Below are 23,619 nucleotides of genomic sequence, written 5' to 3'. Positions count from 1 at the left end.
GTGCCAGGGTTCGGGACGAGGAGGTGTTTCGATGATCCATCACGTGCTGCTCGCCTGCCCGCCCGGCTCCGAGGAGTCATCCCGGGCCTTCTACGTGGGCATTCTCGGTCTGACCGAGAAACCCAAGCCGCCGGCCCTCGCCGCCCGCGGCGGTTGCTGGTTCACCGGGTACGACGCCGAACTGCACCTGGGCGTCGAGGTCGACTTCCGGCCCGCCCGCAAGGCGCACCCGGCGCTGCTGCGCCCCGACCTCGACGCGCTCGCCGACCGGTTGGCCCGCGCCGGCCACCCGGTCACCTGGGGTGACGACGAACTGCCCGGGCTGCGCCGCTTCCACACCGCCGACCCGCACGGCAACCGGCTGGAGTTCCTCGCCCCGCTGACCGACTGCGCACCGGCCGACGGGGGACCCGCCGGCTGATCGTCCTCGCTCGGCCACCATGTCGGACCTGCCGTCTATGGTGGGCCGATGGCATCAGTCCGGCAGTTCCAGGTGACCTTCGACTGCGCGCAGCCCGAGCGGGTCGCCCGCTTCTGGTGCGAGGTGCTGGGTTACGTCGTGCCACCGCCGCCGCCGGGGTTCGCCGACTGGGGCGAGTTCGATCGTGCCCTGCCGCCCGAGCGGCAGGGTTCCGCGTTCGCCTGCGTCGACCCCACGGGGGTGGGTCCGCGGCTGTTCTTCCAGCGGGTGCCCGAAGGCAAGGTCGCCAAGAACCGGCTGCATCTCGACGTGCGGGTCGGCACCGGGCTGGTCGGTGAGCAGCGGCTGGCCGCCCTGGAGGCGGAGTGCGCGCGACTGCTCGACCTCGGCGCGACCCGGGTACGACTGCTGACCGCCGACGGCTTCAACGAGTCGTGCCTGGTGATGCAGGACGTCGAGGGCAACGAGTTCTGCCTCGACTGACCGTCCGGCACCGCGTCGCACTATCGTTTCGGCCGTGCACATCCGTTTCGACGTACCCGCCGATCCCGCCTACCCGGCCCGGGTCGCCGCGGTGCTCAGCAGCGTCCGGCTGCGCCGGTTCGGTCTCATCGGCGCGGTGCTGGCGGCGGTCGGGGCGCTCGGCACCGCCGTCTCCTGGGGGTTCTCCCTGGGCGACCGGATCTCCTCGCTGTGGCTGGTGCTGCTCGTGGGCGGCCTGTTGTCGATGCTCTACGCCCCGTGGGTGCGGTGGCGGGCCCGACGCCGCTCCGGCAGCTATGCGGTCGAGGGCGGCTACGACATCACCGACGACAACATCATGATGCGCAGCGGCTCGGAGTCCGGTGGCATCGCCTGGGACGGGGTCTCCCAGGTGCGCGACACCCCCGAGTTCTGGATCGTGTACGTCGGCCGGATGCCGGCCACGGTGATCCCGCGCCGGTTGATGTCCGCCGAGGATGCCGAGACGTTGCGTGCCTTCATGGCCGCCCGTGGCCTGCTCCAGCCCCGGTGAACCGCACCGCCGCGCGATCCTCGCCGGCCGCTGCCACTGCGGCGACCGGTAGGCGACCGGAGTCGCGAGGGCCCCACCCCCGGCCGGGGGCGCGGGTATGGTTCGAGGTCGGGTCGGAAGGGGTGCGTAGTGATCGACGTGCAGCACTGGCTCTCCGCGCTTCCGCCGGTCGTGGTCTATCTGATCGTCGGCGGAGTGATCGGCGTCGAGAGCATGGGCGTCCCGCTGCCCGGTGAGATCGTGCTGGTCAGCTCCGCGTTGCTGGCCGCCACCGGAGTGGTCGAGCCGCACTGGGTCGCCACCGCGGCGGCGTTCGGCGCGATCGTCGGCGACTCCGTCGGCTACGCGGTGGGGCGGCGCGGTGGACGTCCCCTGCTGGCCCGGCTGGGCCGGCGCTTCCCGAGACACCTGGGCCCCGCACAGATAGCCCGCGCCGAGCAGAGCTTCGCCCGACACGGGGTGTGGGCGGTCTTCTTCGGCCGGTTCGTCGCCCTGCTGCGCATCCTGGCCGGGCCGCTGGCCGGCGCGCTGCACGTGCCGTACCGCCGGTTCCTGGTGGCCAACGCGGCCGGTGGTCTGGTCTGGGCCTTCGGCACGACCTACCTGCTCTACAGCCTGGGCCGGGCGGCCGAGCACTGGCTCAAGGACATCTCCTGGGCCGGCCTGGTCCTGGCCGTGCTCGCCGGGCTGGGCAGCACCTGGTGGCTGCGCCGCCGCGCCCGCCGGCTGGAGTCGACCACCGCCACCGCCACCGCCACCGACGAGGCCGAGTCGGTCGGGGCCGGCACCGACCGCTGAACCGCGCGGCCGGTCGCCGGGCGAGCCGACGCGGGAACCGGCCGTACCGACGACGATCGGGCCGACCCCGGTGGGGTCGGCCCGATCGGTGTTCGGGGTCAGGACGAGTAGCCGCGGGTGGCGATCCAGTCGGCGAGGTTGTCCACGCTGATCCGGTAGGACGCGGTGTCCGGGTTGGCCGAGTCGGCGATCGTCACGGTCTTCCCACCATCGCGGTAGCCGATGACGCTGATGTAGTGGCCGCCCTCGAAGGCGTGGGTGTTGCCGTCGGTGTCGGTGGCGGTGCCGGCGATGTTGGCGACCACGGCCCGGCCGTCGTCCACGGTGCGGACGATGTCGGCACGCAACTCGTCGGTCTGCTTGTCGTCGGCCTTGGCGCTGCGGATCTCGGTGCTCTCGTAGGCCTTGCGGCCGGTCTGCTTGTTCAGCACGGGGGTGATGTCGTTGATGCTGTTGGTGCCGTCCTCGGTGGTGCCCATGACCTTGGCCATCGCGTCCACGTCGATGTTCTTGCCCTGCACGGACAGGGCGTTGCGGGTGGCGGCGGGGCCGCAGTAGTAGAAGTTGGGCTGCGCGGCGTAGTCGACCTTCAGCTCGCGCTCGCCGGCCGGCTTGCGGTCGGCCTGCACCGACGCGGTGGGCGTGCGGGTGTGGGCCTCGGCGGCGTGGGCGGCGGTCAGCGGGCCGGCGATCGCGCCGGTGGTGAAGGCGAGGCCGGCAGCGGTCAGAGCGGTCTTACGCAGGATGTCGGTACGCATGATGGCGTGCTCCTCTGCGTCGGGGGTACGACGGACGCCCGGAGGGTGGCGTCGCCGGGTGAAGGGGGAAGCCAACGGGATCGCCCGGCGATCGGGGGGACCTGCTCGGGCGTCCGAGGGGGTGTAACCCACCCGGTGGCGACCGCATTCCACGGTCGGGGTTCCGGGGCCGTCTCCCGGGGGCGGGAGAGTGGCGGTGGTATGCCAGATACAACGCCCCGACCCCCGCAGCGATTCCGTCGTGGGGGTGGCCCCGACCACGGGACACCGCGCACGAACCGGCTCGTCCGGTGCGAAAATTCCGGAATGAACCGGACATCAGGTCGATCGGCGGACCCGGTGCGGTCGGCGGCGGACCGGGGTCAGTCGGCGCGGATCAGGTCGACCACCGCGTCCCGGGCCGCCCGGACGGCCTCGCGGGACTGCGCGGTGTGGTCCAGCATGTCGAAGCCGTGCTGCCCGTCCGGTGCCTCCACCAGCCGCACCGGTCGACCCATTCGGGCCGCGGCGTCGAGGAACGCCGCGATGCCGGTCAGCACCTGGGGCAGTCTGTCCTGCCCGGCCCGGGTCAGCACCACCGGCGTCGTCGCACCGGCGTCGAGGGCGTCGATCGGCAGGAACCGTGGGTCCACCTCCCAGCCGGGCAGCGGAACGAGCAGCGGGTAGGTCAGCGCGACCCCGCGCAACCAGGACGGTGCCGCGCGCAGCCAGTCCGCCGACAGCAGGCCGCCGCCGGAGAAGAACCAGAGCACCACCCGCTGCGCGTCCACCCGGGGATCGGCCCGGACGGCCTCGACCATGCCGGCGATGTCGTCGGCGGTGGCGGGCAGCCCGGCCAGATCGGTCACCTGGTAGCTGAGCACGGCGCCGACCAGGCCCTGCTCGGCGAGGAGCGCCCCGTAGCCCCGGTAGAAAAGCCAGTCCCGGGGATCCTCGACACCCGGCGGAAGCGGGGCGCCGTGCACCAGCACCACCACCGGATGCGGACCGGCGCCGGCCGGCAGGTGCAGGTCGACCCGGCCGTGCCGTTCCACCGGAGCCTCGGGCGGCGACAACACGAAGGGTTGCTGAGCGATCGCACCATCCATGTCGGGGAGCCTAACCGCCCACGGTGCCCCCGACCGCCCCGTCGGGGGCACCGTGGACGACGGCGCGGCGTCGATCCGCGACCGGCCGGCGTGACGGTGCGGGTCGGTCGCGGGGGACGGTCAGGCCGGGTCGTCGCCGGGCTTCGCGGCCTGGGCGTGCCGCTCGCGCAGCCGGTCCCGGATCTCCTCCGGGGTGTACGCGCGCCGCCGCCGTTCGGCGCGGGCGACGACCACCCCGGTCGCGGCGACACCCGCGAGACCGGCCAACCCGAGGACCTTCCACCACTGCATCCGTTGCCGCATCGGCCTAGGGTAGACGCTCATGAGCATCAGCCTGGACGAGGCCGTCGACCTGACCCGTACCGGTGACGTGTGGGTGTTCCGGGGCCGCAGCGTGCCGGACCGGGCCATCCAGTTCACCACCAACAGTCCCGTCAACCACGTCGGCATGGCGGTGGTGCTGGACGACATGCCGCCGCTGATGTGGCACGCCGAGTTGGGGCGGTCGCTGCGGGACATGTGGACCGGCAGCCACCAGCGTGGTGTGCAACTGCACGACCTGCGCGACGCGGTCTGCGTCTGGGCCAACCGGTACGGCCAGCGTGCCTGGCTGCGCCAGCTCGAACCGTCGGCCGACCTGGCGATGGAGCAGGCGGTGCTGCAGACCGTGGCCCGGCTCGACGGCACCCCGTTCCCGTCCACGGCCCAGATGGCCTGGCGGTGGGCCCGGGGGCGGGTCCCGCAGCTGCGCATGCCGCTGCCGCTGCCGGGCCGGCGGGACCGGGACGACGAGCGGGCCGACCGGCCGGCCGGGGACCGCGCGCTGGAGACCGCGTACTGCGCGGAGGTGGTGGCGGTGACCTACGAGGCGATGGGATTGCTGCCGCAGGACCGCCGGCCCAACTGGTACGACCCGGGCCGGTTCTGGAGCGGCGACGACCTCGACCTGGCCGGTGACGCACGGCTCGGCGCGGAGATCGAGGTGCACATTCCGCCCCGGTGAGGTTTGCCGACGGTCGTCGATGGCAACTGGTGACGCCGTGAGAGCTTCCACCGACCCGGACACGCTGAGCGACTTCTTCGACCGTTACGGGGTGGCGCTCACCACCGGCGACGTGCCCGCCATCGCCGGCTGCTACGCCCTGCCGGGGCTGGTGGTCGCCGACACGTACAGCTTCTCGTTCAGCACGATGGCCGCCGTCGCGCTCTCCTTCGTCGGTGCCGCGCCCGACTACCAGCAGCGGCAGTTGGTCGCGGCGCACGCGCTGATCGAGGAGGTCGAGCCGGTCTCCGCGCTGCTGACCATGGTCGCCGTGCGGTGGGAGTTCCTGGACAGCCAGGGTCGGGCGGTGCCCGGGGAACGCTACCGCTACCTGCTGCGCGGCACCGAGGACGGCCCGATGATCTGCACCGTGATCCGCACCGGCTGACCGCCGACCTGCCTCTCCGCCCCCGGTGATCATCGCTACTGGACGGTCGCTAATCTCTGCACACGGGGTCGACCGAGGAGGATCATGCCGGGGACGCGCTGGACGCGGTGGATGTCCCGGTTGCCCCACGCGGTCGCCGCACTACCCTGGACGCTCGCCTCGATAGCGGTGATCGTGCTGCTCTTTCTGCTGGTCAAGGCGTTGGTGGCGGTGCTCGGGCACGACCGTTACGCCGAGCACGGGGCCGGGTCGCGCAGCGAGGCCGTGATGGTGCCGGGGGTGCCGGTGGCGACCGAGTCGGTGCTGCCGTCGCCGTCGCCCACCAAGACCCGGCGGGAGTCCGGCGGTGGGCCGGGCGCCGCACCACCGCCGGCCGGTCGGACGCCTACCGCGTCCCGGTCGGTGACGCCGTCGGTGTCGGTGACGCCGTCGATGGCGTCGTCCTCGCCGAAGCCGACCACGCTGCTCAACGACGACGCCCCGGGCATCTCCTACCGGGGGCGGTGGGCGGTCTCCCGGGACCGGCCGTACGGCGACCACCGTGACGACGTGCACTACACGATTCACGACGGGGACTCGTTCAGCTTCACGTTCACCGGCACCGGGCTGGACTACATCACCTCGCGGGACCCCGAGTACGGAGACGCCGACGTGTGGATCGTCGATGCCGGTGGCCGGCCGGTGAAGCAACAGCGGGTGAGCGCGCGGGCGAACCGTTACCAGCCCCAGCAGACGGTCTTCAGCGTCAGGGATCTTCCGGTCGGGACGTACACCATCTGGGCGGTCAAGCGTAACGGCGTCTACTTCCAGGTGGACGCGTTGCGGGTGCGGGGCTGACCGGCGGCGAACTGTCCGGTTAGGACAAAATCCGGTGCCTCAGCCACTTTCCGGCAAACGCCGGGATCGTTACTCTTCTCGGACGGGGCCGACCAGGGAGGGTCATGTCCGGCATGCGTCGCGCGCAACCGCGGGCACACGGAGCGGGTGCGCTGGCGTCATCGCCATGGGTCGTCGTCGCCACCGGGGTGCTGGTGATGGTCGTGCTCCTGATCGTCGCGCTGGCGTCGTACCGTAGCCGTGGGCCGGCCTTCGAGGCCCGGCCGGCCGATCCCGCACCGACCTACTCGCTGCCCGGGTCGGGGGAGACCGATCGGGCGCCGGTGGCGGCGAACCTGCCCGAGCCGGCCGTCCCCGGCCTGACGCCCCGCCGCACCGATCCACTCCCGGTCGAGCTGCCCGTCGATGTCGTCGGGGGCGACCCGTCGGGCGGTGGTGGCGCGGTGCCCCCGCCGGTCGACCCGCCACCCGCCGACGGGGGTGCGGCCCCGGCGCCGGCCCCGACGACCACGCCTCCTGCGGCACCGGCACCGCCCGCGCCGCCGTCGTCGCCGATGACCGGCCGGTTCAGCGTGCTGGACAGCTGGAACAACCAGGCGTTCATCGGTGAGGTGCTGCTGCGCAACCGGGACCGGGTGGCCCGGCCCTGGACGGTCCGGCTGGTCCCGCCCGCCGGCAGCAGGCTGGTCACCTCGTGGGTGGAGGGTGCGCCGCAGGGCAGCTCCCGGATGTCCGGCGGGGTGTTCACGTACAGCAGCGGGGTGAACGTCGCGCCGGGGGCCACGGTGCCGCTGCGGTTCCACTTCGAGAACACCGGTGGCAGCATCCGGCCGTCGCGCTGCACGGTCGACGGGGTGGCCTGCTCCGGCCTCTGATCCGCCGTGCTACGCCGCCGGTTGGTCGGGTCTTGCAAGGTTACTGCTTTGTTGCGACTTGGTTTGCAAGGTATTGCAGAACGTTTCGGCAAGGGCTAGCGTGCGGGCGAATCAGCGACCATAGGAAGGCCGTCGATGAAACCCCCGCCGCTGCCGCGCAAGGCGCTGCTCGCCCTGGTCTCCACCCTCACCCTCGCTCTCGTCGGCGTTCCGGTCGCCGTCCGCCAGCTCGGTGCCGACACCACCGACCGTTTGTCCACCATCGACGCCCTCGCGGCGGCCGGAGCCACCCAGTGGGGCGCCGAACCCACCACCGACGCCCTGCTCGCCGCCGGCACCGGTAAGGGCCGCGCCGAACAGTTCTACTTCGTCCTGCCGGACCGGTTCGCCAACGGCGACCGCCGCAACGACACCGGCGGCCTGACCGGCGACCGGCTCCGCACCGGCCTCGACCCGACGGACAAGGGCTTCTACCACGGCGGCGACCTCAAGGGCGTCATCGACAAGCTCGACTACATCCAGGGCCTCGGCACCACCGCCATCTGGCTGGCGCCGATCTTCAAGAACCGTCCCGTCCAGGGCAGCGGCGCGGACGTCTCCGCCGGCTACCACGGCTACTGGATCACCGACTTCACCCAGGTCGACCCGCACTTCGGCACCAACGAGGAGATGAAGAGGCTGGTCACGCTGGCCCACCGACGGGGTATCAAGGTCTACCTCGATGTCATCGTCAACCACACCGCCGACGTCATCTCCTACGCCGAGGGCAAGTACGCGTACATCGACAAGAAGACGTCGCCGTACACCGACGCGCAGGGGCGGGAGTTCGAGGACCGCAACTACGCCGACGGCACCCGGGCCTTCCCGAAGGTGAACACCGACGCCGGCCCGTACACGCCGACCTTCGCCAGCCCCGCCGACGCGGGCGTCAAGGTGCCGGCGTGGCTGAACGACCCGACGATGTACCACCACCGGGGCGACTCCACGTTCACCGGGGAGAACAGCGAGTACGGCGACTTCTTCGGCCTCGACGACCTGTGGACCGAGCGTCCCGAGGTGGTCAGGGGTCTGACCAAGGCGTACGGCGACTGGATCGCCAGCACCGACGTCGACGGTTTCCGGCTGGACACCGTCAAGCACGTCAACCTCGACTTCTGGCCGCAGTTCAGCCAGGGCATCAAGCGCGCCGCCGACTCCGCCGGCAAGAAGGACTTCTTCCTGTTCGGTGAGGTCTACAGCGCCGACCAGGAGGTCACCTCCACCTACGTGCGGCGCGGTGGCCTGCCGGCCACCCTGGACTTCTCCTTCCAGGAGGCGGCGCGCGGCTACGTCAGCGCCGACGGCCCGGCGAAGGCGCTCGCCGACGTCTACGCCAAGGACCCGCTGTACGCCGCGCGGGACACCGACGCCACCCGGCTGACCACCTTCCTCGGCAACCACGACATGGGCCGGATCGGCTCGTTCATCGCCGCCGCCGGTGGCGACGACGCCCGCCAGCTCAGCCGGGACCGGCTCGCCCACCAGCTGATGTTCCTCACCCGGGGCCAGCCGGTCGTCTACTCCGGTGACGAGCAGGGCTTCACCGGGCCGGGTGGGGACAAGGACGCCCGGCAGGACATGTTCGCCACCCGGACGGCGGACTACCTCGACGACGACCTGATCGGCACCACCCGTACCCACGCCAGCGACCAGTTCGACACCACCCACCCGCTGTACCGGACCATCGCCGAGCTGGGCCGGCTGCGGGCCGCGCACCCCGGGCTGCGCGACGGCGTGCAGGTCACCCGGTACGCCGCCGACGGGCCGGGCGTCTTCGCCTTCTCCCGGATCTCCCCGGCCGACCGCACCGAGTACCTGGTGGCGGTGAACAACGCCGGCACCCCGCAGACTGTCTCCGTGGACACCTGGTCGCCCGGCACCACCTTCACCGGCATCTACGGCAGCACGGCCACCCCGGCCACCGACGCCGACGGCAAGGTCAGCCTGACCGTGCCGGCCGGGTCGGCCGTGGTGCTCCGGGCCGGCCGGGCCGTGCCGCAGGCCACCGCGCGGCCGGGCGTCACCCTCACCGAGCCGGGCACCGACCCGGTCGCCACCCGGGCCGCCGTCACCGCGCAGGTGACCGGTGACCCGCTGGCCACCGTCACCGTCGCGGCCCGGGTCGCGGGCGGGAAGTGGACCCTGCTGGGCAGCGCGCACACCGCGCCGTACACCGTCCACCACGACCTGACCGGGCTGGCCGGCGGCACCCGGGTCGAATACAAGGCGGTGGTCCGCGACGGGAAGGGGCGGACGACCGCCACCCGGACGACCGGGGTGGTCGGCACCCCGGCGCAGGGCGCGTCCCGGGACTGGGTGGTGGTGCACTACCAGCGCCCCGCCGGGGACTACGCCGACTGGGGCCTCTACGCCTGGGGTGACCTCGACCCGGCGTACGTCACCGAGTGGCCGACCGGGCAGCCGTTCGCCGGGCAGGACTCGTACGGCCGGTTCGCCTGGGTCAAGCTCAAGCCCGGCGCGAAGTCCGTCGGGTTCCTCGTGGTCGACAAGGCGGGCAACAAGGACGTCGCCAACGACCGCACCGTCGACGTGACCGCCACCGGTGAGGTCTGGGTCAAGCAGGGCGACCCGGCGCTCTATCCCACCCGGCAGGCCGCCACCGGCGAACCCGACCCGGCCGTCGACCCGGGCACCGCGATCATCCACTGGCGCAAGGCCGACAACGACTACGCCGGCTGGGGTCTGCACGTGTGGGACGGCGCGGCCACCCCGACCGACTGGTCCACCCCGCTCCTGCCCGAGAAGGTCGACTCGTTCGGCGCGCTGTTCCGGGTGCCACTGGCCGCCGGCGCGACCGGACTCAACTACATCATCCACCGCGGTGACACCAAGGATCAGCCCGACGACCAGCGACTCGACCTCGCCGGCATCGGCCACGAGGTCTGGCTGCTGGGCGGGGTGCCCGGCCGGCTGCTGCCCGCCTCTTCCGCAGGCCCCGCGAAGGACGTGGACATCACGAGACAGCAGGCGCAGTGGATCGACCGGTCCACCGTCACCTGGGCTGCCGGCCCGACCGACGGCAAGGCGTACGCCCTGGTGGCCGCCCCGGCGGGCGGGCTGAGCGTGGTCGACGGCGAGCTGTCCGGGACGTACACCTCACTGCCGTTGCGGGCACAGCGCAACGGGCTCACCGAGGCCCAGCGCGCGGCCTTTCCACACCTCTGGGCCCACCAGGCGTTCCATCTCGACCGGGCGGACCTGGCCCGGGTGCCGGCGGCGCTGCGCGGGCAGCTCGTGGTGACCGCACGCGACGCCCGGGGCGCGCTGCTCGGCGCGACCGGGGTGCAGATCCCCGGGGTGCTCGACGACGTCTACCGCGCCGCCACCGACGCGACGCTCGGCGCCACCTTCGCCGGTAAGGTGCCCACCCTCGCGGTCTGGGCGCCCACCGCCCGGACGGTCGCGCTCGAACTGTTCGACGCGCCGTCGGCGCAGCCCCGCACGGTGGCGATGCGCCGCGACGACCGCACCGGCGTCTGGTCGGCGCGCGGCAGCCGCGACTGGACCGGCCGGTACTACCGCTACCGGGTCGAAGCCTGGCAGCCGGCCGCCCAGAAGATCGTCACCGCCTCGGTCACCGACCCGTACTCGGTGGCGCTCGCGGCGGACTCCACGCACAGCCAGATCGTCGACCTGGCCGACCCGGCGTTCACCCCGGCCGGCTGGTCCGGGCTGCGCAAGCCGGCCGCGCCACCCGCGGCGAAGGCACAGATCTCCGAGCTGTCGGTGCGCGACTTCTCCATCGCCGACCGCACCGTCCCGGCCGCCCAGCGCGGCACCTACCTGGCCTTCACCGACCCGACCACGGCCGGGATGAAGCACCTGACCGCCCTCGGCGACGCCGGGGTCAACTACCTGCACCTGCTGCCGGTGTTCGACTTCGCGACCATCCCCGAGCGGCGGGCCGACCAACGCCAGCCCGCCTGCGACCTGGCGACGCTGCCGTCGGACTCCGACCGGCAGCAGGCGTGCGTCGCGGCGGTCGCCGACACCGACGGCTACAACTGGGGGTACGACCCGCTGCACTACACGGTCCCGGAGGGTGGCTACGCCGTCGACCCGAACGGGGCGCAGCGCAGCGTCGAGTTCCGGCGGATGGTCGCCGGGATCAACGGCGCCGGTCTGCGGGTGGTGCTGGACGTGGTCTACAACCACACGTCCGCCGCCGGCACCGATGCGAAGTCGGTGCTGGACCAGGTGGTGCCCGGCTACTACCACCGGCTGCTCGACGACGGCACCGTCGCCAACTCGACCTGCTGCGCCAACACCGCCCCCGAGCACGCCATGATGGGCAAGCTGGTGGTCGACTCGCTGGTCACCTGGGCGAAGCAGTACAAGGTGGACGGCTTCCGGTTCGACCTGATGGGCCACCACCCCAAGGCGAACATCCTGGCCGTCCGGGCCGCGCTGGACCGGCTGACCATGGCCCGCGACGGCGTCGACGGCAGGAAGATCCTGCTCTACGGCGAGGGCTGGAACTTCGGCGAGGTCGCCGACGACGCCCGGTTCGTGCAGGCCACCCAGGCCAACATGGCCGGCACCGGGATCGGCACCTTCAACGACCGGCTCCGCGACGCGGTACGCGGCGGCGGCCCCTTCGACGGCAACCCGCGCGTGCAGGGCTTCGCCTCCGGCCTCTACACCGACCCCAACGGTGACGAGGTGAACGGCACCGCCGCCGAGCAGCGGGCCCGGCTGCGACACCAGCAGGACCTGATCAAGGTGGGATTGACCGGCAACCTGCGTGGCTACCGGTTCACCGACTCCGCCGGTCGGCGGGTCACCGGGGCGCAGGTGGACTACAACGGCTCCCCGGCCGGCTACACCGCCGCCCCCGGCGAGGCGGTCACCTACGTCGACGCGCACGACAACGAGATCCTGTACGACGCGCTGGCGTACAAGCTGCCGACGGGCACCTCGGCGGCGGACCGGGCCCGGATGCAGGTGCTGGCCCTGGCCACCACCGCACTCGGGCAGGGGACCGGGTTCGTGGCGGCCGGCTCCGAGCGGCTGCGCTCCAAGTCGCTGGACCGCAACTCCTACAACTCCGGTGACTGGTTCAACCAGATCCGCTGGGACTGCACGCAGGGCAACGGCTTCGGCGTCGGTCTCCCCCCGGCGGCGGACAACGAGGACAAGTGGTCGTACGCGAAGCCGCTGCTGGCCGAGCCGTCCCTGGTCCCGGACTGCGCCGCGATCGACCTGGCCGACGCCCGGTACGCGGAGCTGCTGAGGATCCGGCAGTCCTCGCCGGTGTTCGGGCTGCCCACCGCCGACCAGGTGCAGCAGCGGGTCGCGTTTCCGCTGTCCGGGGCGATGGAGACCCCGGGGGTGCTCACCATGACCCTGGACGCCCGGGGGCTGGGTGGCCGGTGGAAGGCGGTGACCGTGGTCTTCAACGCCACCCCGACGGCGGCGAAGCAGACGGTGGCCAGGCTGCGGGGCACGGACACCACTCTGCACCCGGTGCTGGCCGGCTCGGCCGACCCGGTGCTGCGGACCGCCTCGTTCGACCGGGCGGCGGGCACCTTCACCGTGCCGGCGCGCAGCGTGGCGGTCTTCGTCCAACGCTGACGGGGCGACGCTTCGTCCAGCGCCGACAGGCGACGACCGGCCCCCCTCCGCGTGGTGCGGAGGGGGGCCGGTGCGCGTCCTGCCCGGTGTGCCGCCGTCACCGGCAGCACGTCACCCGAGGGTGCTCAGCCGAAGCAGTTCGGGATGGTGTCGCCCGGGATGGCCAGGCAGTTCGTCGGGCGGTTCGCCACGATCGCGGACTTGTCGTCCACGTTCACCACACCCTCGAAGGTGAACACACCGCCCGGGGCGAAGGTGGCGAAGTTGTTGGCGACCTTCGTCCGGCTGAGGTTGACCTCGCCGAAGATGTTGAAGATGCCGCCGCCGACGCCGATCGGGCCGAGGGCCCGGTTGGCGACGACCTCGGACTCACGCACCGTGGTGACGCTGTCCGCGTTGAACAGCCCGCCGCCGAAGAAGCCGGCGGTGTTCTCCTTGAGGTGGCTCTTCTCGATGGTGACCGCGCTGTCGAAGGCGACGGCCACGCCGCCACCCACGCCGGCGGTGCTGTTCTTGGCCACCGTCGACTGGTGCACGTTGACCTGGGCGTCCGCCGCGGCGATACCGCCACCGGCGAGCACGGCGGTGTTCGACAGCAGCTCCGTGAAGCGCACGGTGGTGTTGCCCCCGATGTCGAGCAGGCCGCCGCCGAAGCCGAGCGTCTCGTTGTCGGTGATCTTGGACTTCTCGATCAGGACGGTGCCCCCGTCGACGTCCTCGGTGAAGATCTCCGCGGCGCCGTTGGAGATACCGCCACCACCGATGACGGCGGTGTTGTCGGTGATCGTGGACTCGTCGACCTGGAGCAGGCCGGCGTTGAAGATGCCACCGCCGAAGAAGAAGGCGGTGTTGTGGGCGACCTCGGTGTGCCGCAGCGACGTGGTGCCGAAGTTGGCGAGCCCGCCGCCGTTGCCGCCGGACTGGTTGAGCACGACCGAGGTGTCGAACAGGTTGGCCGTGCCACCCGGCTGCACCAGGATCCCGGCGCCGTCGTTGACGCCCGGCTCCTCGACCAACGTCGTGACGGTCCCCGGCTTGGCCTTCGCCTTCGGTGCGGCCTGCACCGCGGCCTTGCGCGCGGCCTTCGGGGCGGCCTTCAGGCCGGCCTTCGGGTTCGCCTGCCGGGCGGTGAGCGCCTGGGCCAGCGGGGTGCCGGCCTTCACCTGGGCGGCGATCGCCTGGGAGTCCGAGTAGGCCCCCCACACCGCTGCCGGCGCGACGGCCGTCAGCGCCTCGATGGTCTGCCCACCCTTGATGGTCAGGCCCTTGAGGCTCAGGTGACCGCCGGGACCCACGTTGAGGATCCGGAAGTAGTCGGCGGTGGCGTCCCGGGTGATCGTGGTGTGCTCACCCCGCAGGGTGATGTCCTGGGTGATCACCGGCAGGCCGTTGCCGTCCTGGTTGCGGGTCAGGTTGTAGGTGCAACCCTTGGCCAGCTCCAGCACGCCGCCGTCGCGGCTGTTGGCGAGGACGATGGCCTGGATGAGCCGGTCGGTGTCGCAGGGCACCTCCTTCCCACGTTCGTGGTCCTTGCCGTCGCGGTCTTCCTTGCCGCCACGGTCCGGGCCCTCGTCGCCGCGGCCCTCGTCGCCACGACCCTGGTCGCCGTCCTTGGTGACCTGCTGAGTGGTGTTCCACTTCAGTCCGCTCACCCCGACCGCCCCGGCACTGCCGGCGACGCCGACCGCGGCGAGACTGACCACACCTGTCAACCCGGCGACGCCACTGGCGAGCCAGAGCTTGCGACGGCTCCTGCTCCCCGTCGCCCGCGCGGAGGCTTCGTTGTTCGTTAGGTAGTTGGACATCGGAGCTCTCTGCCCTCTCCTCGTACCAGACAGGGTCGCCGCACGTGAGCGAGCGTCCCCTGCTACAAATCGGTTGTAGCTCCCGAAACCCACGGTATGAGAAGGTTCCTCGCTATGAGGGCAAACCCGAAGAAAGCCCGCCTTGGTTGCCCGTTCCGGCGGTCGGTGACCCCCGGGACGAGGAGGCCGTCAGCGGGGTGATCCGCGCGGAAACGACGGCGGCCCCGCCGCCGGAGGCGTCCGCCGAGGGGGCGACGCGTCCGGCGGCGGGGCCGCCGTGAACCGGGTGCGGGGGTCAGCCGGGCAGGCGGGGACCCGCCTCCCGCTGCGCGGCCAGCCAGGTCTCCACCTCGTCGGAGCGGCGGGGCAGGCCGGCGGAGAGGTTCACCGCACCGGTCGCGGTGACCAGGATGTCGTCCTCGATCCGGACGCCGATGCCGCGCAGCTCCTCGGGGACCAGCTCGTCCTCGGGCTGGAAGTACAGCCCCGGCTCGACGGTGAGCACGTAGCCCTCACCGAGTTGGCCGTCGCGGTACTTCTCCTTGCGGGCGTTCGCACAGTCGTGCACGTCGATGCCGAGCATGTGGCTGGTGCCGTGCAGGGTCCACCGCCGGTAGACGGTGGAGGCCGGGTCCATCGCCTCGTCGACGCCCACCGGCAGCAGGCCGAGATCCTTCAGCGCCTCGGCGAGCACCCGCATCGAGGTCAGGTGCACCTCGCGGAACCCCACGCCCGGCCGGATCGCGTCGATGCCGGCCTGCTGGGCGGTGTAGACCGCGTCGTAGACCTGGCGCTGCAACGGGGTGAACCGGCCGTCGACCGGCAGCACCCGGGTCACGTCGGCGGTGTACAGGTTGCGGTTCTCCACGCCCATGTCCATCAGCAGCAGCTCACCCGGACGGGTCGCGCCGTGGTTGTGCACCCAGTGCAGGATCGTCGCGTGCTCGCCGCCCCCGACGATCGAGCTGTAGCCGACGTCGTTGCCGTCGTGCCGGGCCCGCAGCGCGAAGATCCCCTCCAGCAACCGCTCGGAGACCCCCCGGTCGGCCGGCAGCACCCGGGCCACGTCCTCGAAGCCGCGTACGGTGGCGTCGACCGCGTCCTGGAGCTGGGCGACCTCCCACTCGTCCTTGACCAGCTTCAGCTCGGCGATGGTGATCGCCAGCTCCCGGTCACGGGCCGGCTGGCCCTCCTCCCGGGGGCCGTCCCACGGGCGTACCGCCGCGTCCACCCGGTGGTCGAAACCGCGCAGCACCCGGGTCCGCCCCGGCGCCATCCGGGCCAGCGCCCCGTCCAGCGTGCTCAGGTCCTCCGTGGGCAGGCCCAGCTCGGTCGACTTCTCGGCCAGGGTGTGCCGCCGGCCCACCCACAGCTCGCCGTGCCGGCTGCGGAAGAACTCGTCGGTCTCCCGCGAGGAACGGGGACGCATGTACAGCGTCGCGTCGTGCCCGGAGCCGTTGGGGTGCAGCACCAGGACACTGTCCGGGTCGTGGTCCCCGGTCAGGTACGCGAAGTCGCTGCCCGGCCGGAACGGGTGGTCGGTGTCGTTGGCGCGTACCTTCTCGGTGCCGGTGGGGATGACCAGCGTCTCGCCCGGGAAGGCCGCGGAGAGCGCGGCCCGCCGCTTGGCGTGGTGCGGGACCTCCGGCCGGGGACCGACCGGGAGGCTGGTGTCGCGCCAGCCCTGCCGCATGAAGGACAGGAACGCCTCCGGGAAGTCCGGATCGTGCGATTCGGTGCCGTCCGCCGGCTTGCCGTCCGTCCGCTCCTCGGCCATGTCGGCTCCCTTCGCCTCGTCGCTCGTCCAGACGGTACCCCGGCTCCGGCCGGGCGGGTGCCTGCGGTGCCGCGCGGAGACGGGACAGCGCCGGCGGTGCCGCGCGACCGGAATGTGCCGCGTGCGGAGGTGGCAGGGTCAGCGGTGCCGCGCGACCGGAATGTGCCGCGTGGAAAGATGGCGACCATGTGCGGACTCCTGGCCTTCTTCAGCGCGAACGGCAACGCCGCCGCCCACCGCGACAACATCGCGGGGGCGTTGGAATGCCTGCACCACCGCGGACCGGACGAGACAGGGGTCGAGGTGGTCGGCGACGCCACCGGCCACTATGCGGACGGGGTGTTCGCGCACAAGCGACTCGCCATCATCGACGTCGCGTCCAGCCACGAGCCGCTGCCGTACGCCGGCGGCCGCTATCTGCTCACCTTCAACGGCGAGATCTACAACTACATCGAGCTGCGCGAGGAACTGGTCCGCACCTTCGGGGCCCAGTTCGCCACCGCCGGTGACGGCGAGGTGATCGTCGCCGGCTACCACTACTGGGGCGAGCAGGTGCTCACCCGGCTGCGCGGCATGTTCGCCTTCGTCATCTGGGACCGGCAGGAGCGCCGGGCGTTCGGCGCGCGGGACTACTTCGGCATCAAGCCGCTGCACTACCTGGAGACCGCCGACGGTCTCTACCTCGCCTCGGAGAAGAAGGCGCTGCTGCCGTTCGCGCACTCCTACTACCAGGGTGACGCCGGCATCGACACCGCCAACCTCAGCCACTACCTGACCCTCCAGTACGTCCCCGAGCCCGGCACCCTGCACCAGGGGATCAGCCGGATCGGCTCCGGGGAGTACCTGACCTGGTCCCCGGGCGGCCGGCTGGACGTCCGGCGCTGGTACCGGCCGGTGTTCCGGCCCGCTCCGGTCGCCGACGAGCAGCGGCTCTACCACGAGATCCGGGAGACGCTGCGGGAGAGCGTCCGGATGCACATGCGCTCGGACGTGCCGGTCGGCTCGTTCCTGTCCAGCGGCATCGACTCGACCGCCGTGGTGGCCCTGGCGCGCGAGTTCAACCCCAACATCCTCACCTTCACCGTCGGCTACGACGTGCCCGGCTACTCCGAGATCGACGTGGCCCAGGACTCGGCCCGGCACCTCGACGTGACCACCATCCCGACCAAGATCGGGCCGCAGGACATGATCGACGCGTTGCCGACGATCGTCTGGCACCTGGACGACCCCGTCGCCGACCCGGCGCTGGTGCCGCTCTACTTCGTCGCCAAGAAGGCCGCCGAGCACGTCACGGTGGTGCTCTCCGGCGAAGGGGCCGACGAGTTCTTCGGCGGCTACACCATCTACCGGGAGCCGCTCTCCCTCGGCACCGTCAACGGCCTGCCGGGCGGGGTGCAGAAGGGCCTGCGGGCGGTCTCCAAGGCCATCCCGCAGGGGGTCAAGGGCAAGAGCTTCCTGGAGCGCGGCACCACCCCGATCGAGCAGCGCTACTACGGCAACGCCCGGATGTTCACCGAGGAGGAGAAGCAGCACCTGCTGCGTCGCTACGACCCCTCGGTGCGCTACACCGACGTCACCGCCCCGATCTACGCCGAGTGCACCGAGCTGGACGACGTCACCAAGATGCAGTACGTCGACCTCTACACCTGGCTGCGTGGCGACATCCTGGTCAAGGCGGACCGGATCTCGATGTCGCACTCGCTGGAGGTCCGGGTGCCGTTCCTGGACCGGGCGGTCTTCGACGTGGCGGCCACCATCCCGGTCGACCTGAAGCTGCCGCCCCGTTCCGACGCCACCAAGTACGCCATGCGTCAGGCGTTGCAGGGGGTCGTGCCGCCGGCCATCGTCAACCGCAAGAAGCTCGGCTTCCCGACCCCGACCCGGGTCTGGTTGCGCGGCGAGATGTACGAGTGGGCCCGGCACGTGCTGTCCACCTCGGGTGCCGGCGACCTGATCGACCTGTCGTACGCGATGCGGCTGCTGGAGGAGCACAAGCGGGAGGAGGCGGACAACTCCCGCAAGGTGTGGACGGTGCTGATCTTCTGCATCTGGCACGCCATCTTCGTGGCCAAGACCCTCGACCCGGGCATCCAGCGCAACCAGTCGGCCCTGCTCACCAAGCCGGTGGTCGGCAGCATGGTCCGCTGACCGGGGTGGCCCGCCGGACCGGCACGGCGACGCCGACGCCGGTCCCCGGACGAGCCGGAGGTCCACGCCCGACGGGCGTGGACCTCCGGTCTGCTCAGCGGATCGTCACCGACCGCTGCACGAGACGGTCGGCAGACCGCCGGTGCCGCTGGTGGTGGCGGTGAAGCCGAAGGTGGTCGTCGCCTCCGGCGCGATGCTGCCGTTGTAGTTGGCGTTGGTGACGCTCACCGTCGACCCGTTGGCGGACAGGGTGCCGTTCCACACCTGGTTGAGCTGCTGGCCGCTGGGCAACGTCCAGCTCGCCACCCAGCCGCCGTACGTCCGGGAGCTGTGGTTCATGATGGTGACCTCACCCTGGAAGCCGCCGTTCCAGGTGCTGACCACCCGGTAGACCGCCATGCAGTCGCCACCCGGCAGCGGCGGGGTGGTGGTCGGGTTCGGCGGCGTGGTGGTGGGGTTCGGCGGCGTCGTGGTGGGGTTCGGCGGCGTGGTGGTGGGGTTCGGCGGCGTCGTGGTCGGGTTGGGGTTGCCGTTGCCGACCCCGGTCACCTCGCCGTTGCCACCGTCGAAGGTGACGTCGGAGCAGCCGAAGAAGTTCTCCTGGCTGTCCGAGCGGACCCAGCGGGAGTAGATGATGTGCCGGCCGGACTTGCCCGACGGCAGGTTCCCGCTGAAGTAGTAGTGCCCCTCGTTGGTGCCCGACGCGCCCCGCTGGGGCGGATTGGTCACCGTGAGGAACGGCTCCTCCAGGTCACCCCAGGCCAGCGGCCGGGTCGGGCTCCAGCTGTCCTTCGTCACATAGAAGTAGAACGTGCCGGGGTGGTGGGCCCAGTTGCTGTACTTGAAGTCCAGCCGCGCGCCGGACGTCAGGTGGGTCAGCGGCCAGTCGGTGCGGGCCAGGTCGTACCCGGCGAAACCGGTGTTGCCGCCGCTACACAGCTTGCCGTCGGGGATGAAGCCGACGGTGCGTCCGCCGGCGTCCGAGCGCAGCACGCTGAACCAGTTGTAGAGGGAGTTGGTGCCGCTCTGGGCGACGGCGGCGGAGCAGGCCGGGTTGACCGGCCTGATCTCGCCGGTGGGGCTGAGGCCGTCCTGCCAGCACAGGTAGGTCCGGCTGCCCGGAACGATCGGCGTGCCGTGCGCGGCGGCCGGTTCGGGCTGCACCGTCAGGGCGACGGCCCCGAAGGCGAGGGTGGCGGCCGCGGTGAACAACGCGGCCGTACGGGAACGAAGCACGAGCTTCTCCTGATCCGCGGGGTGGCGCGAACGCCCGCCCCGCACAAGGTGAGGGATGCGTCGGTCGCGGCTCTGGCCGGCGGCCCGACAGGGGCCGACGGGCGCGTGCCGTCGGCGGTCCGTGCCCACGGACCGGTGCCTCTCGCGTCTGACCCCAGCTGATCGCCGAGCGGGTGCGGCAGCCCTCCGCGCCGGCCCGGCACAAGCAATACCATCACGTCCGGACGAACCACGCAATAGTCGTTGCTCGATGGGTGGGATCTGGTTGCCCGGCCGCCCCCGATCGGCATGGGCCGTTGTGCCAGCCTGGTAGCCGGACGACGACGCGCTGGGAGGCGACGTGGGATACGCGGTGGTGCTCGGTGAGGCGCTGATCGACCTGTTGGACGCCGAGTGCGAGGGGCAGCCGGTGTTCCGGCAGGCGATCGGCGGCGGTCCGCTCAACGTCGCCGTCGGGGTGGCCCGGCTCGGCGGCACGGCCCAGTTCGTCGGCTCGCTCGGCGACGACGTGCTCGCCGGCCGGATCCGCGACTTCCTGGCGGACGCCGGGGTCGGACTGGCCGGGGCGGTCACCGTGCCGGCGCCCACCACGCTGGCGGTCACCACGCACACCGGGGCCGAGCCGGACTTCCGCTTCTACGGCGAACCCCCGTCGTACGGGCTGCTCGCCGCCGACGACCTGGACGTGGCGCTGGTCGACGGCGCGGACGTGCTCTACTGCGGCTCGATCGTGCTGCTCAGCCCACCGACGCTCGCCGCCGCCCGCCGGGCCTGGTCGCTCGCGCCCGGCCTGCGGGTCTTCGACCCCAACGTCCGGCCCCGGCTGCTGGCCGGCCCGGCGGCACTGGCCGGCCTGCGGGAGGTGGTGGTCGAGTTCGCCGCCGGGGCGCACCTGGTGAAGCTCAGCAGCGCCGACGCCGCGCTGCTCTGGCCCGACGAACCGGTCGAGGGGGTCGCGGCGTACCTGCGGGAGCTGGGCGCGGGCACGGTGGTGGTGACGCTCGGCGCGGACGGTGCCCTGGTCGCCGCCGGCCCCGACCCGGTCCGGGTGCCCGCGCCGAAGGTGCGGGCGGTGGACGCGACCGGCGCGGGCGACTCGGTGATGGCCGCGCTCGTCGCCGAACTGCTGGTCGACGGCGAACCGACCGGGCCGGCCGACTGGCACCGGCGGGTGGCGTTCGCGCTGCGCGTCGCCGGCCTGGTCTGCGAGTCGCCCGGCGGGGCGGTCGCCATGCCCACCCGGGACGAGGTGCGCCGCCGCTTCGCCGACTGACCGCACCCCGGGCGTGGGCGCCGCAGCGCCCGACCGGGTCAGCGGGTGGGCGTCAGGGGGTGCCGTCGAGTTCGAGGTAGCCCCGGCGGGCGGCGGCGAGGCCGGGTCGGGCGCCGAACGGGGAGTCGGCGGCCACCCGCTCCGGCGGTGCGCCGCCGGTGTGGGCGGCCCGGATCAGCCAGGCCAGCTCCGCCAGTCGGGCGTGCTGGGCCCGGACGAACGCCACGTCCACCGGCGCGCCGTGGCCCGGCACCACCACCGTCGCGGGGGTGGTCATCCGCAGCAGCTCGGCCACCGCGTCCGGCCACTGCAACGGGTACGACTCCTCGAAGGCCGGCGGCCCGGACTGCTCCACCAGATCCCCGGCGACCAGCACGTCGGCATCCGGCACGTGCACCACCAGATCCGCGTCGGTGTGCCCGTGTCCAGGGTGCCGCAGCACCACCCGCCGGCCGCCGACGTCCAGCACCGTCTCGGTGTGCACGGTGTGCGTCGGGGCCAGCAGGGTCGTCCCGGCCAACTCGGCGGCGAGCCCGGGATGCTCCGCCCGCATCTCCTCGTACGCCGCCCGGCGCAGCCGGTCCGGGTGGTCCCGCATCGCGGCGGCGGCCACCTCGTGCGCGTACACCGGGCGGGGTGGGTCGGCGGCGAGCGTCGCGTTGCCGAAGCAGTGGTCGAAGTGGTGGTGGGTGTTGACCAGCGTCCACGGGTGCGGGGTGACCGCCCGCGCCGCGGTGGCCAGTTCGGCGGCCTGCCCGGCGGTGGACAGGGTGTCCACCAGCAGCGCCGCGTCCTCGCCGACCACCAGCGTGACGTTGACGTCGAGCAGCGGCTCCCGCAGCACGTGGACCCGGTCGGCGATCTCCACGAACCGGTACGTCATGACACCCGCGCCGCCCGCTCGACGAAGCGCTGCCGGTCGACCAGCGCCCGCTCCACCCGGCCCGACGCCACCGTCGTGTCGCCGTCGGTCACCGTCACCTCGAACAGCAGCCGCCGGCCGTCGGCCTCGACCAGCCGGGCGTGCGCCACCACGGTACGCCCCACCGGGGTGGCGACCAGGTGGGCCAGCTCGACCCGGACCCCGACCGTGGTCCGGCCGGCGGGCATCCGGGGCGTCGTCGCGGCCACCGTGGCGGCCTCGGCGAGGGCGAGCACCCGGGGGGTGGCCAGCACCGGCACGTCACCGGAGCCGACGGCCCGCGCGGTGTCGGCGTCGGCGACGGTCAGCTCCACCTGGGCGGTCAGCCCCGGCGGGAACGGTGCGTCCGGCTGTTCCAGCATGGGGATCAGCCTAGTGGGCGGGCCACCGGCGTCGGTCGGGAGACCGACCGGCCGCGGCGCCGGAATCGGGTGGTTCGCCCCTGGCGGTGTGGTCAGGCTCCCGGCGGCCACCCGACAGGTGGTCGGCGGTGGTCGATGCGTCGCCCACCGTTAACCTTGACCGCGATGGCCGTTCTGACTGAGCCCCCGCCCCCCGTCCCGTCCGAGTCCGTCGACCCGCCCGTCGGTGGCCGACGCCGCGTGATCGCGATGTCCGTCTGGGGCGTCGCCTTCGTCGTGACCTGGCTGGCCATCGGCCTGCCGACCGATCCGGCGTACGCCTTCCTCTGGATCTGGGCCGGCACCGTCGCCTGGAACTGGGGCCGGCCCTGGCGCAGCCACCTGAGCTTCGCCCGGGACTGGATTCCGGTGGTGCTGCTGCTCGCCTTCTACAACCTCTCCCGGGGCTTCGCCGACAACGGTCGTACCCCGCACGCCTACGAGCTGATCGTCGCCGACCGGGTGATGTTCGGCTGGGCGACCGGGGGCGAGGTGCCGACGGTCTGGCTCCAGCAGCACCTCTACCGCCCCGAGGTGCACTGGTGGGACGTGCTGGTCAGCTGGGTCTACTTCTCCCACTTCGTGGTGACGCTGGCCGCGGCGGCCGTGCTCTGGATGCGCAGCCGCGCGCGCTGGGAGGCGTTCATGCGGCGCTGGGGCTTCCTCTGCGCGGCCGGCCTGGTCACCTACTTCGTCTATCCGGCTGCGCCGCCGTGGTGGGCGGCACAGAACGGTCTGCTCACCGAGGTCGCCCGGATCTCCACCCGGGGGTGGAGGGAGTTCGGCATGCACGGCGCGGGCAACCTGCTCAACGCCGGGCAGATCGCCTCCAACCCGGTCGCCGCGATGCCCTCGCTGCACACCGCCTGGGCGCTGTTCGTGGTGCTGTTCTTCCTGCGGTCGACCCGCCGGCGGTGGTGGCCGCTGCTGCTGGCGTACCCGCTGGCGATGACCTTCACCCTGGTCTACAGCGGTGAGCACTACGTCATCGACGTGCTGGTCGGCTGGGCGTACGTGGGGATGACGTTCCTGGTCGTCGGGCTGGCCGAGCGGGCCTGGCGGGCCCGGCGCTCCCGGCGTGCCGGTGCCGGCGACGAAGCGGGCGGTGCAGCTCCGGTCGCCCCGGCCGCGGTCGTCCCGTCGGAGCCCGTCGGGCGCTGACCGGGCGCGTCGGGCGTCGGCCTGGACCGGACCGGTGTGC

The 23,619-nt window shown here is 72.4% G+C and carries 20 protein-coding genes; 12 read left to right on the top strand and 8 right to left on the bottom strand.

All coding sequences use genetic code 11. The annotated features are described in order from the left end of the window. The first annotated feature begins 31 nt into the window (after nucleotides 1-31). From ACQP1S_RS22070 to ACQP1S_RS22055, 4 genes are all read left to right on the top strand, one after another. The gene (locus ACQP1S_RS22070; RefSeq protein WP_091237299.1) at nucleotides 32-421 is read left to right on the top strand and encodes a VOC family protein; all 390 of its coding nucleotides are present in this window, start codon (nucleotides 32-34) and stop codon (nucleotides 419-421) included. A 48-nt stretch (nucleotides 422-469) separates the two neighbouring features. Beyond that, entirely contained in the window at nucleotides 470-904 is a 435-nt protein-coding gene (locus ACQP1S_RS22065) for a VOC family protein (protein ID WP_432898666.1), read from the top strand. A 34-nt stretch (nucleotides 905-938) separates the two neighbouring features. Next, nucleotides 939-1,436: a YcxB family protein gene (locus ACQP1S_RS22060; RefSeq protein WP_432898663.1), complete on the top strand. Its 498-nt coding sequence runs from the start codon at nucleotides 939-941 to the stop codon at nucleotides 1,434-1,436. Nucleotides 1,437-1,565: 129 nt separating this feature from the next. Beyond that, entirely contained in the window at nucleotides 1,566-2,234 is a 669-nt protein-coding gene (locus ACQP1S_RS22055) for a DedA family protein (RefSeq protein WP_432898660.1), read from the top strand. A 98-nt stretch (nucleotides 2,235-2,332) separates the two neighbouring features. Here ACQP1S_RS22055 and ACQP1S_RS22050 read toward each other — a convergent pair whose 3' ends face one another. The 3 genes from ACQP1S_RS22050 to ACQP1S_RS22040 all read right to left on the bottom strand — a co-directional run bounded on the left by ACQP1S_RS22050 (nucleotide 2,333) and on the right by ACQP1S_RS22040 (nucleotide 4,404). Beyond that, a complete protein-coding gene (locus ACQP1S_RS22050; RefSeq protein ID WP_432898657.1) occupies nucleotides 2,333-2,992 on the bottom strand; it encodes a C39 family peptidase in 660 nt (219 codons plus the stop codon). Nucleotides 2,993-3,354: 362 nt separating this feature from the next. After that, entirely contained in the window at nucleotides 3,355-4,080 is a 726-nt protein-coding gene (locus ACQP1S_RS22045) for an alpha/beta hydrolase (protein ID WP_432898654.1), read from the bottom strand. Nucleotides 4,081-4,200: 120 nt separating this feature from the next. Then, a complete protein-coding gene (locus ACQP1S_RS22040) occupies nucleotides 4,201-4,404 on the bottom strand; it encodes a hypothetical protein (RefSeq protein WP_176738771.1) in 204 nt (67 codons plus the stop codon). Here ACQP1S_RS22040 and ACQP1S_RS22035 point away from each other — a divergent pair. The 5 genes from ACQP1S_RS22035 to pulA all read left to right on the top strand — a co-directional run bounded on the left by ACQP1S_RS22035 (nucleotide 4,403) and on the right by pulA (nucleotide 12,856). Continuing rightward, nucleotides 4,403-5,083, top strand: a complete 681-nt coding sequence (locus ACQP1S_RS22035; protein WP_432898647.1) for a hypothetical protein — start codon at nucleotides 4,403-4,405, stop codon at nucleotides 5,081-5,083. The genes ACQP1S_RS22040 and ACQP1S_RS22035 overlap by 2 nt on opposite strands. Nucleotides 5,084-5,120: 37 nt before the next feature. Continuing rightward, nucleotides 5,121-5,510, top strand: coding sequence for a hypothetical protein (locus ACQP1S_RS22030; RefSeq protein ID WP_091237291.1), 390 nt, complete (start codon nucleotides 5,121-5,123; stop codon nucleotides 5,508-5,510). A 111-nt stretch (nucleotides 5,511-5,621) separates the two neighbouring features. Further along, entirely contained in the window at nucleotides 5,622-6,347 is a 726-nt protein-coding gene (locus ACQP1S_RS22025; RefSeq protein ID WP_432898644.1) for a hypothetical protein, read from the top strand. A 197-nt stretch (nucleotides 6,348-6,544) separates the two neighbouring features. Next, the gene (locus tag ACQP1S_RS22020; protein WP_432898641.1) at nucleotides 6,545-7,222 is read left to right on the top strand and encodes a cellulose binding domain-containing protein; all 678 of its coding nucleotides are present in this window, start codon (nucleotides 6,545-6,547) and stop codon (nucleotides 7,220-7,222) included. 135 nt (nucleotides 7,223-7,357) lie between these two features. Next, complete coding sequence (gene pulA, locus ACQP1S_RS22015; protein ID WP_432898638.1) at nucleotides 7,358-12,856, top strand: pullulanase-type alpha-1,6-glucosidase; 5,499 nt, start codon at nucleotides 7,358-7,360, stop codon at nucleotides 12,854-12,856. A 125-nt stretch (nucleotides 12,857-12,981) separates the two neighbouring features. On the opposite strand, the gene ACQP1S_RS22010 is transcribed toward pulA, so the two are convergent. Then, nucleotides 12,982-14,661 (bottom strand): hypothetical protein, encoded by a 1,680-nt coding sequence (locus tag ACQP1S_RS22010; protein WP_432898635.1) that lies wholly within the window; start codon nucleotides 14,659-14,661, stop codon nucleotides 12,982-12,984. 295 nt (nucleotides 14,662-14,956) lie between these two features. Then, a complete protein-coding gene (locus ACQP1S_RS22005) occupies nucleotides 14,957-16,438 on the bottom strand; it encodes an aminopeptidase P family protein (RefSeq protein WP_432898632.1) in 1,482 nt (493 codons plus the stop codon). 186 nt (nucleotides 16,439-16,624) lie between these two features. On the opposite strand from ACQP1S_RS22005, the gene asnB reads away from it, so the two are divergent. Further along, entirely contained in the window at nucleotides 16,625-18,586 is a 1,962-nt protein-coding gene (asnB, locus tag ACQP1S_RS22000; protein WP_091238760.1) for an asparagine synthase (glutamine-hydrolyzing), read from the top strand. Nucleotides 18,587-18,691: 105 nt separating this feature from the next. Here the strand turns inward: asnB and ACQP1S_RS21995 are convergent, their stop codons facing one another. Next, nucleotides 18,692-19,822 (bottom strand): lytic polysaccharide monooxygenase auxiliary activity family 9 protein, encoded by a 1,131-nt coding sequence (locus ACQP1S_RS21995; RefSeq protein WP_432898628.1) that lies wholly within the window; start codon nucleotides 19,820-19,822, stop codon nucleotides 18,692-18,694. A gap of 340 nt (nucleotides 19,823-20,162) precedes the next feature. On the opposite strand from ACQP1S_RS21995, the gene ACQP1S_RS21990 reads away from it, so the two are divergent. Beyond that, entirely contained in the window at nucleotides 20,163-21,095 is a 933-nt protein-coding gene (locus ACQP1S_RS21990; RefSeq protein ID WP_432898625.1) for a carbohydrate kinase family protein, read from the top strand. Between the two features lie 52 nt (nucleotides 21,096-21,147). Here the strand turns inward: ACQP1S_RS21990 and ACQP1S_RS21985 are convergent, their stop codons facing one another. Together ACQP1S_RS21985 and ACQP1S_RS21980 are read right to left on the bottom strand one after the other, a co-directional pair. Next, on the bottom strand, nucleotides 21,148-21,978 hold the full coding sequence (locus tag ACQP1S_RS21985; protein WP_432898622.1) for an MBL fold metallo-hydrolase: 831 nt from the start codon (nucleotides 21,976-21,978) through the stop codon (nucleotides 21,148-21,150). After that, nucleotides 21,975-22,379 (bottom strand): thioesterase family protein, encoded by a 405-nt coding sequence (locus ACQP1S_RS21980; protein WP_091237282.1) that lies wholly within the window; start codon nucleotides 22,377-22,379, stop codon nucleotides 21,975-21,977. Before ACQP1S_RS21980 ends, ACQP1S_RS21985 begins: the two co-directional genes overlap by 4 nt. 165 nt (nucleotides 22,380-22,544) lie before the next feature. Between ACQP1S_RS21980 and ACQP1S_RS21975 the strand changes: the two genes are divergently transcribed. Continuing rightward, nucleotides 22,545-23,579 carry a phosphatase PAP2 family protein gene (locus ACQP1S_RS21975; RefSeq protein WP_432898618.1) on the top strand — a complete coding sequence of 345 codons (1,035 nt, stop codon included), beginning with the start codon at nucleotides 22,545-22,547 and terminating at the stop codon, nucleotides 23,577-23,579. Nucleotides 23,580-23,619 lie beyond the last annotated feature (40 nt).

The organism is Micromonospora matsumotoense, assembly GCF_050951065.1.
In the GTDB taxonomy this organism is placed as follows: Bacteria; Actinomycetota; Actinomycetes; order Mycobacteriales; family Micromonosporaceae; genus Micromonospora; species Micromonospora matsumotoensis.
The sequence above is the reverse complement of the archived record's forward strand: the minus strand, read 5'-3'. Positions and strand labels throughout refer to the sequence as shown.

Excerpts from the sequence above, each read along its gene's own strand:
- ACQP1S_RS22070 (WP_091237299.1), top strand. The coding sequence starts at position 32 with ATGATCCATCACGTGCTGCTCGCCTGCCCGCCCGGCTCCGAGGAGTCA.
- ACQP1S_RS22065 (WP_432898666.1), top strand. The coding sequence starts at position 470 with ATGGCATCAGTCCGGCAGTTCCAGGTGACCTTCGACTGCGCGCAGCCC.
- ACQP1S_RS22050 (WP_432898657.1), bottom strand. The coding sequence starts at position 2,992 with ATGCGTACCGACATCCTGCGTAAGACCGCTCTGACCGCTGCCGGCCTC.
- ACQP1S_RS22045 (WP_432898654.1), bottom strand. The coding sequence starts at position 4,080 with ATGGATGGTGCGATCGCTCAGCAACCCTTCGTGTTGTCGCCGCCCGAG.
- ACQP1S_RS22035 (WP_432898647.1), top strand. The coding sequence starts at position 4,403 with ATGAGCATCAGCCTGGACGAGGCCGTCGACCTGACCCGTACCGGTGAC.
- ACQP1S_RS22040 (WP_176738771.1), bottom strand. The coding sequence starts at position 4,404 with ATGAGCGTCTACCCTAGGCCGATGCGGCAACGGATGCAGTGGTGGAAG.
- ACQP1S_RS22025 (WP_432898644.1), top strand. The coding sequence starts at position 5,622 with ATGTCCCGGTTGCCCCACGCGGTCGCCGCACTACCCTGGACGCTCGCC.
- ACQP1S_RS22020 (WP_432898641.1), top strand. The coding sequence starts at position 6,545 with ATGGTCGTGCTCCTGATCGTCGCGCTGGCGTCGTACCGTAGCCGTGGG.
- pulA (WP_432898638.1), top strand. The coding sequence starts at position 7,358 with ATGAAACCCCCGCCGCTGCCGCGCAAGGCGCTGCTCGCCCTGGTCTCC.
- ACQP1S_RS22010 (WP_432898635.1), bottom strand. The coding sequence starts at position 14,661 with ATGTCCAACTACCTAACGAACAACGAAGCCTCCGCGCGGGCGACGGGG.
- ACQP1S_RS22005 (WP_432898632.1), bottom strand. The coding sequence starts at position 16,438 with ATGGCCGAGGAGCGGACGGACGGCAAGCCGGCGGACGGCACCGAATCG.
- asnB (WP_091238760.1), top strand. The coding sequence starts at position 16,625 with ATGTGCGGACTCCTGGCCTTCTTCAGCGCGAACGGCAACGCCGCCGCC.
- ACQP1S_RS21985 (WP_432898622.1), bottom strand. The coding sequence starts at position 21,978 with ATGACGTACCGGTTCGTGGAGATCGCCGACCGGGTCCACGTGCTGCGG.
- ACQP1S_RS21980 (WP_091237282.1), bottom strand. The coding sequence starts at position 22,379 with ATGCTGGAACAGCCGGACGCACCGTTCCCGCCGGGGCTGACCGCCCAG.
- ACQP1S_RS21975 (WP_432898618.1), top strand. The coding sequence starts at position 22,545 with ATGGCCGTTCTGACTGAGCCCCCGCCCCCCGTCCCGTCCGAGTCCGTC.